At 64.4% G+C, this 16,088-nt stretch carries 16 protein-coding genes; 8 read left to right on the forward strand and 8 right to left on the reverse strand.

Translation table 11 applies throughout. The features are described from left to right. Positions 1 to 37 precede the first annotated feature (37 nt). Genes M6D93_RS02960 through panB form a run of 3 tightly spaced genes read left to right on the forward strand, consistent with a single transcriptional unit; the run spans position 38 to position 2,797 of the window. Complete coding sequence (locus M6D93_RS02960; RefSeq protein ID WP_249772863.1) at positions 38 to 1,027, forward strand: substrate-binding domain-containing protein; 990 nt, start codon at positions 38 to 40, stop codon at positions 1,025 to 1,027. A 49-nt stretch (positions 1,028 to 1,076) separates the two neighbouring features. Next, positions 1,077 to 1,970, forward strand: coding sequence for an NAD(P)-dependent oxidoreductase (locus tag M6D93_RS02965; RefSeq protein WP_249772864.1), 894 nt, complete (start codon positions 1,077 to 1,079; stop codon positions 1,968 to 1,970). Continuing rightward, entirely contained in the window at positions 1,967 to 2,797 is an 831-nt protein-coding gene (gene panB / locus M6D93_RS02970; RefSeq protein WP_249772865.1) for a 3-methyl-2-oxobutanoate hydroxymethyltransferase, read from the forward strand. Before M6D93_RS02965 ends, panB begins: the two co-directional genes overlap by 4 nt. 57 nt (positions 2,798 to 2,854) lie before the next feature. On the opposite strand, the gene M6D93_RS02975 is transcribed toward panB, so the two are convergent. Then, the gene (locus M6D93_RS02975) at positions 2,855 to 3,862 is read right to left on the reverse strand and encodes an amidohydrolase family protein (RefSeq protein WP_249772866.1); all 1,008 of its coding nucleotides are present in this window, start codon (positions 3,860 to 3,862) and stop codon (positions 2,855 to 2,857) included. Between the two features lie 132 nt (positions 3,863 to 3,994). Continuing rightward, entirely contained in the window at positions 3,995 to 5,146 is a 1,152-nt protein-coding gene (locus M6D93_RS02980; RefSeq protein WP_249772867.1) for a flavin reductase, read from the reverse strand. A gap of 257 nt (positions 5,147 to 5,403) precedes the next feature. On the opposite strand from M6D93_RS02980, the gene M6D93_RS02985 reads away from it, so the two are divergent. From M6D93_RS02985 to M6D93_RS02995, 3 genes are read left to right on the forward strand one after another with little or no spacing between them, the layout of a single operon-like run. Beyond that, positions 5,404 to 6,639, forward strand: coding sequence for an LLM class flavin-dependent oxidoreductase (locus tag M6D93_RS02985; RefSeq protein WP_249772868.1), 1,236 nt, complete (start codon positions 5,404 to 5,406; stop codon positions 6,637 to 6,639). 2 nt (positions 6,640 to 6,641) lie between these two features. Beyond that, a complete protein-coding gene (locus M6D93_RS02990) occupies positions 6,642 to 7,415 on the forward strand; it encodes an alpha/beta fold hydrolase (RefSeq protein ID WP_249772869.1) in 774 nt (257 codons plus the stop codon). After that, positions 7,412 to 8,323, forward strand: a complete 912-nt coding sequence (locus M6D93_RS02995) for an NAD(P)-dependent oxidoreductase (RefSeq protein WP_249772870.1) — start codon at positions 7,412 to 7,414, stop codon at positions 8,321 to 8,323. The genes M6D93_RS02990 and M6D93_RS02995 overlap by 4 nt, the downstream gene beginning before the upstream one ends. Before the next feature lie 31 nt (positions 8,324 to 8,354). Here M6D93_RS02995 and M6D93_RS03000 read toward each other — a convergent pair whose 3' ends face one another. From M6D93_RS03000 to M6D93_RS03015, 4 genes are read right to left on the reverse strand one after another with little or no spacing between them, the layout of a single operon-like run. Further along, positions 8,355 to 9,617, reverse strand: a complete 1,263-nt coding sequence (locus M6D93_RS03000; protein ID WP_249772871.1) for a PucR family transcriptional regulator — start codon at positions 9,615 to 9,617, stop codon at positions 8,355 to 8,357. 47 nt (positions 9,618 to 9,664) lie between these two features. Beyond that, positions 9,665 to 10,669, reverse strand: coding sequence for an asparaginase (locus M6D93_RS03005; protein WP_249772872.1), 1,005 nt, complete (start codon positions 10,667 to 10,669; stop codon positions 9,665 to 9,667). Positions 10,670 to 10,727: 58 nt separating this feature from the next. Next, a complete protein-coding gene (locus M6D93_RS03010) occupies positions 10,728 to 11,519 on the reverse strand; it encodes an enoyl-CoA hydratase-related protein (protein WP_249772873.1) in 792 nt (263 codons plus the stop codon). Between the two features lie 38 nt (positions 11,520 to 11,557). Continuing rightward, on the reverse strand, positions 11,558 to 12,346 hold the full coding sequence (locus M6D93_RS03015; RefSeq protein WP_249772874.1) for an NAD(P)-dependent oxidoreductase: 789 nt from the start codon (positions 12,344 to 12,346) through the stop codon (positions 11,558 to 11,560). A gap of 195 nt (positions 12,347 to 12,541) precedes the next feature. On the opposite strand from M6D93_RS03015, the gene M6D93_RS03020 reads away from it, so the two are divergent. After that, complete coding sequence (locus M6D93_RS03020; RefSeq protein WP_249772875.1) at positions 12,542 to 13,252, forward strand: GntR family transcriptional regulator; 711 nt, start codon at positions 12,542 to 12,544, stop codon at positions 13,250 to 13,252. Here the strand turns inward: M6D93_RS03020 and M6D93_RS03025 are convergent. Continuing rightward, entirely contained in the window at positions 13,236 to 14,027 is a 792-nt protein-coding gene (locus tag M6D93_RS03025) for an enoyl-CoA hydratase/isomerase family protein (RefSeq protein WP_249772876.1), read from the reverse strand. The two genes, M6D93_RS03020 and M6D93_RS03025, sit on opposite strands and share 17 nt — an antisense overlap. A 27-nt stretch (positions 14,028 to 14,054) precedes the next feature. Continuing rightward, positions 14,055 to 14,882: a zinc-binding dehydrogenase gene (locus M6D93_RS03030; protein WP_249772877.1), complete on the reverse strand. Its 828-nt coding sequence runs from the start codon at positions 14,880 to 14,882 to the stop codon at positions 14,055 to 14,057. Positions 14,883 to 15,203: 321 nt separating this feature from the next. On the opposite strand from M6D93_RS03030, the gene M6D93_RS03035 reads away from it, so the two are divergent. Then, positions 15,204 to 16,055 carry a 3-hydroxyacyl-CoA dehydrogenase family protein gene (locus tag M6D93_RS03035; protein WP_249772878.1) on the forward strand — a complete coding sequence of 284 codons (852 nt, stop codon included), beginning with the start codon at positions 15,204 to 15,206 and terminating at the stop codon, positions 16,053 to 16,055. Positions 16,056 to 16,088: the final 33 nt, after the last annotated feature.

Raw genomic sequence — 16,088 nt, forward strand, 5'->3', positions numbered from 1 at the left:
GCAGTAGGAGACGATCAACGGGTTCAATCACAGGAGGTTGACCATCAGCAGCCGTGAGGTTTCCTATGGCGGGCTCCTGTACTGGGACCGGACGCTGCCTTTGCTGCTCGGCCAGGCGGCGCCGGCGGGGGTGAAACTCGATTACACGGTGCACGAGTCGGCACCCGCGCTGTTCGAGCGCCAGATTCAGGAGGAGGTCTATGACGTAAGCGAAATGTCGGCCTCCAGCTTTCTGGTTCTCCTCGGGAAGGGTGACCATCGCTTCGTTGGTCTACCGCTGTTCATCTCACGGAACTTCAGGCACGGGCAGATATACGTCAACGAGCGAAGCGGGATACGCGTCCCAGCGGATCTCAAAGGGAAGCGGGTCGGGGTTCTCGAATACCAAATGACCGCTGCGCTGTGGATTCGGGCGTTTCTTCTTCATGACTATGGGGTCGAAGCGAGCGAGATGCTCTGGAAGACCGGAGGTCTCACTACGCCTGACTGGCGGGAGCGGCTCCCGGTCGACCTGCCCCCGGGGGTGAGCCTGGAGCGCATCCCCGCCGAAATGACGCTCGAAGGCATGCTTGCGGCGGGTGATCTCGACGCTCTCGTCACGGCGCAACCGCCCAAGTCGTTCACTCTGGATGGGAGCACCGGCGTCCGTCGATTGTTCGCTGACTATGAAGCCGTTGAACGCGATTATTATCAGAGAACCGGCCTGTTTCCGATCATGCATCTCGTCGTGATGCGACGGGATGTGTATGAACGAGACCCCTGGCTGGCCAGCGCGATGGTTGCTGCGTTCGAGGAAGCGAAAGCCATCGGGCAGCGAAGACTACGCGCGATCACCGGCCTCGCCGTGGGGTTGCCGTGGTTGGCTCCCGCGATCGATACGGTCGATCAAGTGTTTGATGGCGACGCGTTCCCCTACGGACTGTCCGCCAATGCTCATGTACTCGAAGCGATGACGCAATATGCGTGGGAACAGGGATTGACCCCGCGAAAGGTGGATTTCGGTGAGCTCTGTGTCCCCGACGCCTGACCCGGAGCGGGGTGAGCGGGGAGCGGTCGGCGTCATCGGGCTGGGCAAGATGGGTGGCCAGATCGCGCGTCACCTGCTCGAGCAGCAGTGGAGCGTGCTCGGATTCGACGTCTGCTCCGCTGCATTGACGGAACTCTCAGATCGCGGTGGACGCGTGGCTGCCTCGCCCGCCGCGTTGGCATCCTCCGTGGACGTGGTAATCACTTCGTTGCCCTCCACAGCTGCGCTGTGGGATGTGGTTCGGGGTCCGACCGGTCTGGTTTCCGGGTCGCGACCCGGTCTGACAGTCGTAGAAACCAGCACGATGACCTCGGCGGCAAAACGTGCGGTGTGCGACGAACTCCGCGCCTCAGCGGTGGTCATGCTGGACTGCCCACTCAGTGGCACAGCAGCACAGATGGCGCAGGGCGACGTGGCTGTGTATGCCTCCGGAGACCAGGATGCCGTGCAGGCTCAATGGCAGCTGTTCAAAGCTTTCACGCGGTCTCAGTACAACCTTGGGACGTTCGGTAACGGCTCGGACGTGAAGCTGCTCTCGAACCTCCTGGTCACCGTTCATAACGTAGCGGCGGCCGAGGCGATCGTGTTGGCGCGGCGGGCAGGATTGGCTGCGGATCGGGTGCTGGAAGCGTTGGCGGACGGCGCTGGTACCTCACGGATGCTGGAAGTCCGTGGGCCGTTGATGGTGATGCGGCAGTACTCGCAGGTCTCGGCCAGCCTCGATGAGTTCATGAAGGACATCGAACTGATCAGTGCGTTTGGAGCTGAGGCGGGCAGCGCGCTTCCGCTGTTCGAGGTGTGCGCCGGCTTGTACCGCACCGCGGTGGAAGCGGGCTTCGGTGCAGAGGATCACGCAGTCGTCGCCGAGGTGATCGCAAATCTCACACCAGCCGCCCGCCTGCAGGGCGTGCACATGAGCGCGACCGGAGGAGGCGAAGTATGAGCAATGCATCGTACGTCGGTGACTCGACCCGACGGGTGACGACCAAAGACTTGCAGGAGGCGAAGCGCTCGCACCACCGATGGGCCATGTTGACCGCCTACGACTACTCGACGGCTCGGGTGTTCGATCAAGCGGGCATTCCGGTGCTACTCGTTGGAGATTCGGCCGCGAACGTGGTTTACGGCTACGACACGACCGTTCCCATCAGCATCGATGAGCTGCTGCCTCTCGTGGGAGGCGTGGCCCGAGGCGCCGAACGTGCCTTGGTTGTAGCCGATCTACCGTTCGGAGCCTATGAGGCATCCGCCGAGCAGGCCCTTGCGAGCGCGACGCGGTTCATGCAGCGCGGGGCGCAGGCCGTGAAGGTCGAGGGGGGAGAGCGAATCTCAGCCCAGGTCAAAGCGCTGACCTCCTCGGGAATTCCGGTGATGGGACACCTCGGGGTCACCCCACAGGCCGTTAACAGCCTCTCTGGTTACCGGGTGCAGGGGCGAGGCGACGAGGAGGCGGAGCAGATGCTTCGCGATGCTCGCGCCCTGGAAGCTGCGGGAGCCTTTGCCGTCGTGCTTGAGGTGGTGCCCGCGGCCCTGGCCGCGACGATAACGAAGGAACTCGGCATCCCGACGATCGGCATCGGCGCCGGGGTCGAGTGTGATGCTCAGGTTCTGGTGTGGCAGGACATGGCTGGGCTGCGAGGTGGGGGCCGGCCCGCGCGTTTCGTGAAGGAGTATGCCGACCTCAACGCCGTACTCGGCGCCGCCGTCGAAGCGTTCGCCACCGAGGTACGCGCCGGCACCTATCCATCAAGTGAGCACAGCTACCGTTAGTGCAGGCTGGACGAGCAGTGAACCCGCGTCACGTGTCCGTCGCCCGCGGTATGCGGATCAGCTGATGCCGAGCAGCTTGGCGGCCGTCTCGCCTCTCACCTGGTTACGTTCCGCGTCGGTCAGCCCCATCACGGAACCGAGCTGGCCAAGTGGATCGTAGTGACCCATGTCGAAGGGATAGTCGGTGCCCAGAACCACGTGGTCGGCCCCCATCCGATCGATCAGGAAACGCAGATGTGGCGCGTCGTACACAAGGCCATCGACGTAGACCTGCGAAAGGTAGCTGCTCGGCGTCCTTGAGATGAGGTGGCGACTCTCAGGCCGCTCGGCGTAGGCGTGGTCCATGCGGGGCGAGTAAAACGGCAAATATCCTCCGCCGTGTACGAAACACAGCTTCAGGTTCGGCAGTTCTTCGAGCACTCCGCCGAGGATTATTCGGGTGAGCGCGACGGTGGAATCGAGCGGGTTCCCTATCACGTTGCTCAGATAGTATTCTGTCAGCCGATCGCCCTGGCTGAAACCGTGCGGGTGAAGCAGTATCACGACATCAAGTTCAGAGGCCTTGGCAAAGAACGGCCTAAACCTACGATCATCGAGATCCAGCCCGTTGACGTTGGTGCAGATCTCCGCACCGCGGAACCCGAGACTTCTTACGGCATACTCCAGTTCAGCTATTGCACCGGCGACGTCCTGCAGCGGAACTGTCGCAAGCCCCACGAATCGGTGAGGGTGTGCGGTGGTTATCTCGGCCAGGTGTTCGTTCTGCATACGTGCCAGGCGGCGGCCTAGCTCGGGGTCGGCCCAGTAGTAGAACTGCGGAGGGGCCACCGAAAGTGCCTGGATATCGATTCCCATCGCGTCCATGTCGTCGAGGCGGAGCGCAGGGTCGACGAGCCTTGGACGAATATCGTTGAAGTGGGCCCTGTTGTAATCGACAGTCTCGGGCCCGCCAAAATGCGTGAAAGGGTCCATCCTTGTCGAGAACAGGCCCGCTACCAACGGCTCGCATGCTGGTGTCCCGACATGTGCGTGCATGTCGATAGTCGGGCCGGTGGAGTGGTTCATTCTAGAGAGGTTCCGTTCTGGACTGGATGGACCTATCGATACGGGGAAACCGGTGCGCCTTAACGGCGCTCGCGCAATAATCGTAGACAGCTCGATGCAATTGCTGCGTGATTCTCGCCTGCTTGGTTCAGGTTACAGGAGGCCACCCGTCTGAGACAGGATTTTGTGGGCACGGACTTTGGCGAGCTCTCGATATTCTATCGCTGCTGACTCCGCGCTTGTGGCGTCTCGCGCTTCGATTGCGTCCAGCAGGCGCCGTTGCGCATCGAGGAACTGTTGGGAGGACTCTCGAGTCGAGCCGAAGCTGCGGGTCATCACGGATTTGATGGCGAGTTGGCGGAACGCGACGTTCAGTGAGGAATTCCGCGCGAGCATGACGATCTGCTTGTGAAATCCATAGTTCGCCTCCAAGTACTTGTCGAAGTCAACGAACCGGTCGTTTGTCAACTGCCGGCACATCGCGTCGAAGCTGCGTCGGAGCTGAGCCAGATCGTCGTCGGTCACTAGCTGCAGCGAGGTGTTGATGACGCCGACTTCGATGGCGCAGCGAGCGTCGAAGGTTTCATCGACCAAGCGGGAATCGAGCGGAACCACCACGTAACCACGGTCAGGATCGCGACGGACCAGACCCTCCGAGGACAATCGCGTCAGTGCGTAGAAAGCGGCGGACTCGTCGGCGTTCAGATCGAAGGACAACTGACCGGCATCGATCACGCTGTCGGCGAAGTAGCGTCGGTCTATGACCCACTGGCGCGCTCGCTGATACACCTCGTCGTCCCGCGCGAACTCGAATCGGCCGAAGCCTCCTCGGTAGTAGGTCAGGGGGTGACCGTCCTCTGCCTTGGCGCGCGCAACACGGCCCAGGAAGATCGTGTGGGTGCCGCCTGTGACCTCCTCGACCACCCGGCATTCGATATGCGCCAGCGCGCCGACCAGCAGCGGTGCGCCGGTGACGCCCTGGACCGTTTCCACGCCGCGGAACTTGTTCTCGCTGGGAGTGGCGAACTGCGCTGCGAGCGACGCGTGGCCCTGACCGAGAACGTTGACGACGTACACGCCGGCCCGGGATACCGCCTTCGAGGTGGGGGCGAGGTTGTGCAAGCAGATCAGCATCATCGGCGGATCCGTCGACAGTGAGGTGACAGAGCTCGCCGTGATTCCGTGCTTGACGTTGTCGCCGGTGATGGTGGTGATCACGCTGACGCCCGAAGCCAGGTGGCTCACGACGTGTCTGAAGTCAGCGGGGTCGACCTCGGGTATGCGCTCGTCCGGGCCGGTTTTCATCGTGATGCACATCCTCGGATGTCGGCGAAGGCTGGCACCCCAAGTGAAACCCGCCGGGTGCTGTCACTGCGATGACGAGAGCGGGCAATCGGTGAGTCCCCATTGACGGGGTCCGTCAGGTTCAGCCTGGGGGACTGCAGTGGCTGACGGTTTACGTCATCGGGACAGGTGCAGTTTCACGAGCAGCACCAGTGCGTCTGTGTCCCGGTTCCTATTGAGTCGAGGTAAGGGACGGCAGTTCCAGCAAGGAGCGGGCAATGAGGCTTGGGTACTTTTCGATGCCGATGCATCCACTTGGCCGGAGCTGGACCGAAACCCTGCGGGAGGATCGAGAGGCCGTCATCCTGGCCGATTCGCTCGGCTTCTACGACGCGTTCATCGGTGAACACCTAACCGACCAGCACGAGAACATCACCAGCAGCCTGCTGTTCCTGGCGACGTTGATTCCCGAAACCGAGCGGATCAAGCTTGGTACCGGCACCACGAACCTGTCCCACCTGCACCCGGTGTTGGTCGCCGCCCACGCGGCGATGTTCGACCACCTCGCCAACGGACGCTTCATCCTCGGCGTGAGCCCTGGTGCGCTGGCGTCTGACGCCGAGGTGCTCGGCATTCTCGGCGAGGATCGCAACGCCATGTTCGCCGAAGCGATCGACATCATCACCGGCATCTGGAATTCCGAGCCACCCTATGATCTCGGCGCCGGCGGCCGTTGGAAGGTCACCTCGGAGACCACCCTTGATCTAGAACTCGGTGTCGGCGTGCTGCCCACGACCCTGCAGTCGCCGCGCCCGGAGATCGTGGGCACCGTTGTCGCTCCGTTTTCCAAGGGCGTGGTCGCGATGGGTGCGCGCGACTTCCATCCACTCTCGGCGAACTTCCTGTTGCCACAATGGGTCGCAACGCACTGGCCGAACTACGTGCAGGGAAAGGAGACGGTTCAGGAGCAGGCCTCGGTCGAGGACTGGCGGATCGCGCGGACAATCTTCGTCGCCGAGGACGAAGCGACCGCGGTTGCGTACGCACGCGACCGGGAAGACAGCCCCTATCGCTTCTATTACAGGCAGATGCTGACCAAGATGAAGAAGATGGGCCGGCTCGACCTGTTCAAGCAGACCCGGGACCAGCCGGACGGCGATATCACCCTGGATTATGTGTTGGATCGTCTGGTTCTGTGTGGCACCCCGGACTCGGTCGCCGAGCAGTTGCTGTCCTTCCGGGAGGTGACCGGACCGTTCGGCGAGATCGTTTACGCCGGGCTGGACTGGGTGAACCCGCAACTGGCGGTGCGCTCGATGGAATTGATGGCTCTGGAGGTGATGCCTCGGATCGAAACAGCCACCTCGAACGACTCGTCACGTGGGGCACTCAACGGCGAGCTCCCGCCGATGTCGTCGGAGGCCCGGCCACCCGAGTTGGGGCGAACGCAGGCCGGTGCCGTGCCTTCGGACAGTGCCCTCAGGCAGCCAGAAGCGTCCCACCGGACGGGTTGAGTATGTCCATCGCCGTGTTCCGGCACGCAGGAGCGGGCGCGTTTCGGCCGCTGGTGCTGCTGCACCCGCTTGGCGTCGACCACACATTCTGGGCGGCGCTGGTGGACGACATCGCCGATCGGGACGTCGTGACCCTCGACCTGCCTGGCCACGGAGTGTCCCCTACGCCGGCGAGCGCGGTGTCGCTGGACGTGCTGGCCCGGTCGGTAGGAAGTGCCTTGCGATCCGCCGGACTGATCGAGGTCGATCTCGTCGGGGTTTCACTCGGGGGGTTGATCGCGCAGCACCTGTCCGCGCAGGACGATATCGTCGTGGCACACCTCGTGCTCGTGGACACGGTCATCAGCTACCCGAGCGTCGTTCGGAAGCAATGGCGCAGCCGAGCCTTGACCGCTCGCACCGATGGCATGCGCTCGTTGGTGGACCCAACCATGCAGACCTGGTTCAGCGCCGGCTACCTGGCCGATCCCGACGCTCGTCTCAGCCAGCTGATCGAAGTGTTCAGCACGGGGGACCCTGAGGGCTACGCGCTCAACTGCTGTGCACTGGCCGAGGCGAATACCGTTGGCCTGCTAGCGACCCTCGACGTGCCCACCCTGGTGGCGTGTGGCGTGGACGACCTTGCTCATTTCCGCGAGGAAGCCGAACGGCTCGCCCGCGCGGTGGCGTACGCACAGCTGGTCTGGCTGCCCGGGCGGCACGCCGCCGCCTTCGAGAGCGCGACGGAGTTTGCCTCGGTACTGAAGGAGTTTCTCATGAAGGAGGCCGCTGCGTGATTGCCTCAGTCGGCTTCATCGGTTTGGGCGTGATGGGCTCGGCCATGTCCGGCAACCTGCTTGATGCCGGCATCGATGTGATCGGCTTCGATCTGGATGAGTCCTGCCGAGATCGATTCGTCGCGCGCGGTGGTCGGCTGGCGGCATCGCCGGCCGAGATCGCTTCAACCGTAAGCGTGGTGTTGACCTCATTGCCGTCAGAGCAGGCGCTGGATTCGGTGCTCTCGGCCGACGAGGGCCTGTTGGCCGGGGCTCGCGCAGACCTGATCATTCTGGAAACGAGCACTCTCTCCGCGTCCCGCAAGCTGGCCGCCCAAGTCGAAGCTGCAGCGGCCGGAGTCGTTCTGTTGGACTGTCCGATGAGTGGCACTGGTCAGCAGGCAGTCACCGGCGACCTGGTGGCCTACCTCAGCGGAGACGATGACAGCGCCAAACGCACGGCGTTGACGGTGCTGGCGTACTTCACCCGCAGCCAGTACGACCTCGGCTCCGGCGCGAACGGAACCCGGGTCAAGCTAGTGGCCAATCATCTGGTTGCGGTGCACAACGCGGCGGCCGCGGAGGCGCTGCTACTGGCCGAGCGGGCCGGCCTCGACCTGCAACAGGTGATCACCGCGGTCGGTGACGGGGCGGGCAGTTCGCGGATGTTCCAGGTACGTGGGCCGATGATGGCCAGCGGCCGGTTCATGCCGGCGGCCATGCGGGTCGACACCTTCAGCAAAGACCTGGCGCTCATCGCCGAACTTGCCGCCGAGGTGGCCGCACCGACCCCCCTGCTCGAGTCCGCCGCAGAGCTCTACCGGATGGCTGCCGAGCAGGGTCGCGGCGGCGAGGACACCGCCTGCGTCTATGCGGTACTGGACCGCGTCGCTCCGCACACCAGCCCGACGCGGCCACCAAGGCCGTGAACTCTCGGCAATAGATCTGTCGAGCGCGGCGTCAGGGCAGATCGATCAACTTCGCCAGGCGCAACGCGACCAGGATCTCGGTCCGCCGGTCCCGCAACGATGAGCCGATCAGTTCCTCGGCACGCTGCAGGCGGTTGCGGACCGTGTGCTCGTGCAGCTTCAGGTGCTCGGCGGCGGCGACGTGGCTACCGAGCCTGAAGGATGCCTCCAGCGTTGCTCGCAACCGAGCGGCCTCGACCGTGTTCGCCGTCAGCGGGCCCAGCACGTCAGTCAAGAACTCCGACGCCAGCTGGGGATTCTGCAACAGCAGGATGTCCAGACGTACCTCGTCGTACTCCAGGACAGGGTAGACATCGTCTTGGGCCAGTGCGGTGCGTACCCGCTCAACCTGACGGCTCTGTTCGTACGCCTTCCGGAAGCCAGGGATGCCCCGGTGGGGATCACTGAGTGAGGCCACGATCCCCAATGCCTCCAGAGTCTCGCGCAGGATCGCGCGGCGCGTGCTGTTCCAGCCGGCTACCGAACCCAGACAGATCACCGAGCCGACCAGGCCCTCGGACCAGACCAGTGACGCCTGCGGACGGACGGCGCCCCGAAGCCCGACCACCAGTTGGGTGGCAGTCGCCTCCGGCGTGGCCGGTAGCAGCACCGTCACGTGCCAGGATTCGAAGGAATAGTCGATCGTAAGAATGTCTGAGGGTGACAGGGCTTCCTCGGTGCCATCGAGGAGCTCGCGGATCAGGCGCTGTCGAATGTGCGCCCGTGACCGGTTGAACGCATCCTCGGCGCGGGCGAAGCTGCCGACTACGTAGGACACAACCCGGTCCGAATAGGCCTGCACGATGCAGGTGAGTGATGAGAGGGCGGCCAGCGCCTCCTCCCGCGGTACGTCAGCGCGGGCCACCTCTTCGCTGAGCAGCCGTGCCCACTCCTCCCACTGCGTGAAGAAGCTGATCCGGTACGAACGTTGCAGCGCGGTCTGCGGAATACGCAACTCGGCCTGCAGCGCGGCGAAGGCCAGCCGACGTTCCAGGGGGACCCGCGCCAGCGCGAGCCGACCGCACAGCACGTCTCGCAGCGCCTGGGTGTTCTCGTGCACGCTGGTCGACAGGGATTCGACGAACGTCTCGTCCTGACGGCAGGCGGGGAACGCGACGCGCAGGCAGTGCTCGACGACCTTGGCTCGCAGGTCGGTCAGGTCAGCGCGGGCAACGACGGAGACCGCCCAGGGCGGCAGCGCCAGTTCGTAAAGGTTGTCGTACCCGAGCGCCTCCGCGTTCGAATCACCGGTCAACAATCTGGAAACCTCATATTCAGCGGACGATCGCTGGGCCATGATGCTCAACCCACCTCAGACCGTTGATCGAACAGCGACCGGATCTCTGCCTCCGCCATCGAGTTGGCGATAGCAGCCCAAAGCAGTACGCGCGCTTTCCTCGGATCCAGCCACCCCGCGCTGATCACCCCACGGCGGTGCAGGTCGACCTCGGACCCCGCGAAGGCGTAGGTATGTCGGAGGACGGGTCCCGAGCCTGCGCGGCTTGCGAGAACGACCGGGACCATGTCGACCGCAGCGGAGATCCGGTCCAATGCGTCGACTGGTACGTGACCCGCGCCGAAGCCGGCGATGACAAGACCGTCAGCACCGTGACTCACCGCGCTGCTGATAAGACGACCCGAGTTCCCGAGTGTCATCTCGATCAGTTCGATCTGAACACTCGTCACGACTGGGACCTGGAGCGGTGGGGTTCTGCTCCGTCGACCGGCGAGGACGAGGTGGTTTTCCGCAATGCGCCCGAGCGGTCCGAAGGGATGTGACGTAAAGGCGTGCGCGGCGATGCTGTCCACCTTGCGGACTCGCGAGGCCGCGTGTACCTCGTCGTTCATCACCACGGTGACGCCCTGATCTCGGACGAGTGGGCTGGCCGCTACTACGATCGAGGCCAGCAGATTGGCGGGCCCGTCGGAGCCGGGGTGGCTCGGCCCACGCATAGCTCCCGTAACGACCAGCGGTTCCGAACGATCCCAGAGCAGGTCGAGAAGATAGGCGACCTCCTCGATCGTGTCGGTGCCTTGTAGCAGAACCACGCCGTCAGCACCGTCGGCTACTTCGGCACGCGCCCACGTCAGCGCGTTGAGCACGGTCTCGAAGCTGAGCGATGCCCCGGCGGACCGGCCCAAGGTCGTGGCCCGAAGGTCTGCGACAGCCGTCGCGGTCGGCACCGCTGCCACCAGGTCTTCCGCGCCCAGGCTCGGGATCAAGCCGGGTGAGCCGCGCTCCCGTTCCATCGTGACAGTTCCGCCGAGAGAGCCGACCGCTACCAACGGCAAGGACGAATTCGTCATTGCTTCTGAGGGCCTGTGTGGTAGATCCGTTCGCGGGACGTCCAGGACATCGGTTGTCTCAGTGGTTGAACGTCGTGGTGTCGGGTGCTCGCTTCTCTCGGAACGAGGCCCCGAGTTCCGCGGACTCGGCCGTGCGCATGTAGAACGGCATGAGCATTTCAGTGGCGATCCTGGAGACCGCTTCAACACCGCCGGTTCGCACCGCGAACGAAGCCTTGACCGCTCGGAGCGCGTGCGAACCCCGGTCGGCAACGGCGAGTGCGTAGGCTCGCACCTCCTCGGCGAAGGTCGCGTCCGGAACCACCTTGTTCACAAGGCCCATTGCCAGCGCGCTCGAGGCAGTGATCTTCTCGTTGAGGAACCAGATCTCTTTGGCGCGTTTCCGTCCGACCAGGTCCTCCAAGCACCACGTTCCGTAGCCCGCGTCGTAGCTGCCCATCGCCGGCCCAACCTGCCGAAAGACTGCGGACTCCTTGGCAATGGTCAAGTCACAGACCACGTGGAGCACGTGCCCCCCGCCCACCGCGTAACCGTTCACGGCGGCAATAACCGGCTTGGGATGGCGCTCGATCTGTGCGTAGACGTCGACGACTGGGATGAAGCCGGGGTAGCCGAAGCTGTCCTCGAGGTCAGTTTTCTCGCCGCCGATGCAGAAGAAGCGATCTCCGGCGCCGGTGATGACCACGACCCGCGTACGCGTTTCCCGTCGATTTGACTCGAGCGCGGCATGGATCTCTCGCAACATCGTCGTGTTGAACATGTTCCCGTGCTCGGGCCGGTTCATCGTGATGGTGAAGAGCGGCCCGTCCTCTGAACAGGTAATCGTCTCGTAGTCGTCAGCGGGCGCCATATGGACAGCCTCTCAGATGAGTCGTGTGGAGCAGAAGATCAGTTCTGGTAGCGCCGTATGACCGCGGACATGTCCAGGTGGCCGTGTTTCGGGACGGCGTCGGCGTACAGCTCGCGCGACAGCGCCGTGACCGGCAAAGCGCTTCCGTTGCGGTGGAATAGGTCTATCGCGAGATCGAGATCTTTGACGACGCCAGTCATTGCAAAGGAGACCGAATCGAACTTCTCGTGCAGGAAGCCGTCTTCGCGCCTTTTCATGTAGGGCGAGATCCGAGTGAGCATCGCGAAGGCGTCCGACTTGTCAATCCCGGCCGCGACCGCCGCGACCATCATCTCCGCCGTCGCGGCCGAAACGATGGCGAGCATGCTGTTGTGCAGCAATTTGAGCCGGGCTGCGGCGCCGACGGGACCTACGATTCGGGCTTCGCCCAGTGCGGCGAGGACCGGCCGCGCGCTCTCCATTGCGGCTTCGGTGCAGCCCAGGATTATGTCGAGGCTGCCCGCCAGCACCGCGCCCGTGCTGCCGAGCAGGGGTGAATCGATCAGCTGCGAGCCGGAGAGGCTGAGGGTTTCGTCCAGCTCGGTCAGCACGTCAGGGCCGGCGGTGCTCGTCTCCAGAAAGACCTGATGGTCAGCGGCCTGCACCAAACCGTCAGGGCCCAGGAACACCTGCCGCAACGCCGTCGGGTCGAAGAGGCTCGTTACGACAACGTCTGCGCCCTCGATCGCCTTTGCCGCGGTGTCGCAGACCGTTCCCACGCCGATTTCCTCCGCGCGGCTCCTCGTCCGGTTCCACAGCGTCAGCTCGAACCCGCCGACCTCGGTCAACCTTCGGGCGATCGCAGCCCCCATCAAGCCAGTTCCGATAATCGCTACTCGCATAACGCCTCCTAGATTCTCGATGATCTATGATCGAGCACGTTAGGGCAAGTACCAGCAGTCGATGCCGGACGGTGGCTGAGTCCTCCCGAGGGATCAGGCGGGTATTCTCAGCTCTTCGTCGCGAGTGAAGTGGAGAATCGCTTGGCCGGCAGCTTGGCAGCCTCGTCCTCGGAGGAGGACCGCCCCTCCCAGTCCGTGACCCGCAACGCGATGCTCAGCTCGCAGGTACGCCAGATTCTGCTGGAAAAGATCCTTCAGGGTGACTACCAGCCCGGAGAGCGTCTCGTGGAAACACGCGTTGCCAGGGAACTGGGTGTGAGCCAGGGGACGGTCCGCGAGGGGCTGCGGGCCCTGGAGGGCTTGGGCTTTGTCGAATCCACACCGTACCGGGGCGTCAGGGTGCGGGGGTCTATGACCTATGAGGAGATGGCCGCGATCCATCCCGTGCGGGCCGTGCTCGAAGATCTCGCGGCCAAGACCGCCGTTCCCGCGTTGGCCCGTGATTCCTCCCCGCTGCGTGCTGAACTCGAGGCGATGCGGGAGGCGGCGCGAGCCAACGACCCGCGTGCCTACAGCGACCACAACGCGACCTTTCACCGGGTCATCGTGGCTTCGTCGGGAAACACCCCGTTACTGACCGCATGGGAGTCACTCGGCGTGGAGGCTCGCCTGCTCGTCACGACCATGACGACGGTGCCGAACCTGACCGAGGCAGCGGAACGGCATGTCCCGATCCTCGAGGCCGTCGAGCGTGGCGACATCGAGCTGGTCTCGGCCCTGTTACGCGAGCACCAGCACACGTATGAAGCACTGCCCCACAGCAACTCCGCCGCGATCAGTCGCGGTCCCTGACGGGGGCCTGCCCGAACAGCGGCGGCCGTTTTTCCAGAAATGCCCGCAGACCCTCCGCGGCGTCGGCCGACGTCCGCACCGCATTCGACAGTTCGAACTCCACCGAGAGCCCGGCATCCAGGGGAAGGTCGAGGCCTCGTCGTACGGCGGCCTTGATGGATCTGACTGCGGTTGCGCTTCGTCCGGCAATCTCTGCTGCGATCGACGCAGCCTCCTGCTGAAGTTCCTCCGGCGCCACGACACGGCTCACGAGCCCCAGCCGCAACGCCTCGGCGGCATCAACGTCTCGACCGGTGAGCATGAGGTCGAGGGCAGGTCCAACTCCGATCAGTCGCGGGAGTCGCTGGGTTCCCCCGAACCCGGGCATGATGCCAAGGCGGATCTCCGGTTGCCCGAACCGCGCGCTCGTCGATGCGATTCGAAGGTCGGCGGACATCGCAAGCTCGCACCCCCCACCCAGGCAAAGCCCGTTGATCGCGGCGACGACCGGTACCGCCACTGACTCGATTCGCCTCATGAGCTGACTGCCCAGGGCAGTGCGCTCCGATGCCCGGTCAGGCGGGGTCTCGGCAGCCTCCCGAATGTCTGCCCCAGCGACGAAGCACCGGTCACCGAGGGCTGACAGAACCACGCACCGCACCGTGGGGTCCCGGTCGAGCGCCTCGAACGCGGCAAGCAGTTCACCGAGCAAGGCGGTCGAGAGTGCGTTGACCGGGGGCCTGTCGACCAACACGGTAGCCACCGCTCCGTCCATGCCCACCCGCAACTGACTCATCGTGCGCTCCTCATCGTCTTTGGCTGATCAGTCCTCGGCCATCCGGAGAACGGCGCGGTCATTTCCCATCCGGCCCGCGAGAGCCTCGGCGATGCGAGCCGAGTCGCGCCAGTTCATCTCCTGCACCGGGGCCGTGCGTATGCGGCCCTCGCTCACCCAATTGATCAGGTTGCCGAGGTCGGCTCCAACAGGGGCTGCCGTGGCATCGACCACCAGGCGATAGCCCTGAACAAGGCACCCGGCGGACACCAGATCGCTCGGGGCCAGGCCGGCCGAGGCATCCCCGAGATTTCCGACGATGACGACCCGGCCGAACGGCCGGCACGCGCCCACCGCGACCTGTGTGGCCGACCCGCCCACCGTGTCGACGACGAGGTCGCAGGATGCCCTCACCGGTGAGGCGCCAGACAGAACCTCGTGGGCGCCGAGGTCGCGTACGCGCTGAGCGGCCTCGGCGCTACGGACAAGGGCAATGACACGGGCTCCCGCGAGCACCGCCAACTGGATCGCATACGAGGCGACTGCGCCACCGCCAATAACCAGGACGGTCGCGCCGAGGAGGTTCGGGCACGTTCGGACGGCCCGCAGTGCGGTCAGCCCGGCCACCGGTATGGTCGCGGCCTCTGCCGTACTCACCGCGACGGGAACCCGGCTCACATCAGCCTGTCTGACGCTGACGAGCTCCGCCCAGCCACCACCAGGCAGCGACAGCGCGAGCACTCGCTCGCCCGGTGTCAGAGTCGAATCTGTCCCCGCCCGCTCGACAACCCCGACCACGTCCCATCCGAAGACGTGCCCGTCCGAGGCCTCGTTCAGCCGCGATCGTTCACCCCGATTGAGGGCAGAGGCCAACACCCTCAGGACGACGTGTGTGGGAGGCGGATCAGCCGGATCCGGTACCTCTCTGAGCTCGAGCTGCGCGGCCGACCCACGGGAAACGGCAAGAGCAAGCACTCCTACTCCAATCTCCGAACCCGCCAGGCGGCTTCGACCTCATTGAGTTCGCGGCGTTCCGCGGGGCGCTGGTTGATGCGACGGAGCGTCTTGCCAGGGAACCACTCCAGTCCTACAGTGACGCATCATAGATGACCGATTATTGAGGATTCCGATGCGAGGTTCCCCGCGCGACCTGCCCGTTCGTCGCACGATCGGTGCGCGGTCGTCAGGGCACGGGCGATGAAGGCAGTCATCGTCGGGGCCGGAACCATGGGACAGGGCATCGCCGAAGTCGGATTGTCGGCAGGGTGGGAGATCCACCTTGTCGACGTTGATCAAGAGATCCTGCAGGCCGCACGATCGGCGATCATGCGGCGCTTGGCGCGTCGGCCGGCCGACCGCGAGCCGGCATCGCAACCCAGCATCGACACGCTGTGTCTCGGCACGGATCTACGAACAGCCTGCCTGCGGGCCGATGTCGTGATCGAGACCGCATCCGAGGACTTGGCGGTCAAGGTCGGCATACTCACCGCAGCCGCCGAGGCGACGACATCGGACGCCATCCTTGCCACGAATACGTCCGCCTTGAGCGTTACCGAGATGGGGGCGGCAAGCGGTGCACCACACCGCCTGGTCGGTCTTCACTTCTTCAACCCGGTGCCGAGAATGCGCTTGGTTGAAGTAATCCGCGGTCTGGAGACCTCCGAAGCTGTGGTGGAGCGGGCGGCGAACTTCTGCCTCGAACTTGGTAAGGATCCCGTGATCCTGAATGACTCGCCTGCGTTCGTGGCAAGCCGAGTCAACGCGCTTATCGGCAACGAGGCTTTCACGATGTTGCAGGAAGGCGTCGCGTCTGCTGAAGACATCGACAAGGCGCTCCGTCTTGGCCTCAACCATCCGATGGGACCCTTCGAGCTCGGCGATCTGGTTGGCTGGGACGTCCGTTACAAGGTGCTGCAGCACTTGCACGTAACGCTCGGAGACCGATTCCGACCGAATCCCCTGATGGTGAAATACGTGCAGGCCGGACGTCTGGGGCGCAAGACCGGCCGCGGTGTCTACGAGTATCCCGCGATCGATTCAAAAGGATAGCCCGTTCACGACGGCAGACCGCCTCAGGTAGCT

Origin of the sequence: Jatrophihabitans telluris (genome assembly GCF_023516435.1) — a bacterium.
Lineage (GTDB): Bacteria > Actinomycetota > Actinomycetes > Mycobacteriales > Jatrophihabitantaceae > Jatrophihabitans_A > Jatrophihabitans_A telluris.

Coding starts and splice junctions, on each gene's coding strand:
- M6D93_RS03035 (WP_249772878.1), top strand. CDS start 15,204: ATGAAGGCAGTCATCGTCGGGGCCGGAACCATGGGACAGGGCATCGCC.
- M6D93_RS02980 (WP_249772867.1), bottom strand. CDS start 5,146: ATGAAAACCGGCCCGGACGAGCGCATACCCGAGGTCGACCCCGCTGAC.
- M6D93_RS02965 (WP_249772864.1), top strand. CDS start 1,077: ATGGGTGGCCAGATCGCGCGTCACCTGCTCGAGCAGCAGTGGAGCGTG.
- M6D93_RS02990 (WP_249772869.1), top strand. CDS start 6,642: ATGTCCATCGCCGTGTTCCGGCACGCAGGAGCGGGCGCGTTTCGGCCG.
- M6D93_RS03005 (WP_249772872.1), bottom strand. CDS start 10,669: ATGACGAATTCGTCCTTGCCGTTGGTAGCGGTCGGCTCTCTCGGCGGA.
- panB (WP_249772865.1), top strand. CDS start 1,967: ATGAGCAATGCATCGTACGTCGGTGACTCGACCCGACGGGTGACGACC.
- M6D93_RS03025 (WP_249772876.1), bottom strand. CDS start 14,027: ATGAGTCAGTTGCGGGTGGGCATGGACGGAGCGGTGGCTACCGTGTTG.
- M6D93_RS02985 (WP_249772868.1), top strand. CDS start 5,404: ATGAGGCTTGGGTACTTTTCGATGCCGATGCATCCACTTGGCCGGAGC.
- M6D93_RS02975 (WP_249772866.1), bottom strand. CDS start 3,862: ATGAACCACTCCACCGGCCCGACTATCGACATGCACGCACATGTCGGG.
- M6D93_RS03010 (WP_249772873.1), bottom strand. CDS start 11,519: ATGGCGCCCGCTGACGACTACGAGACGATTACCTGTTCAGAGGACGGG.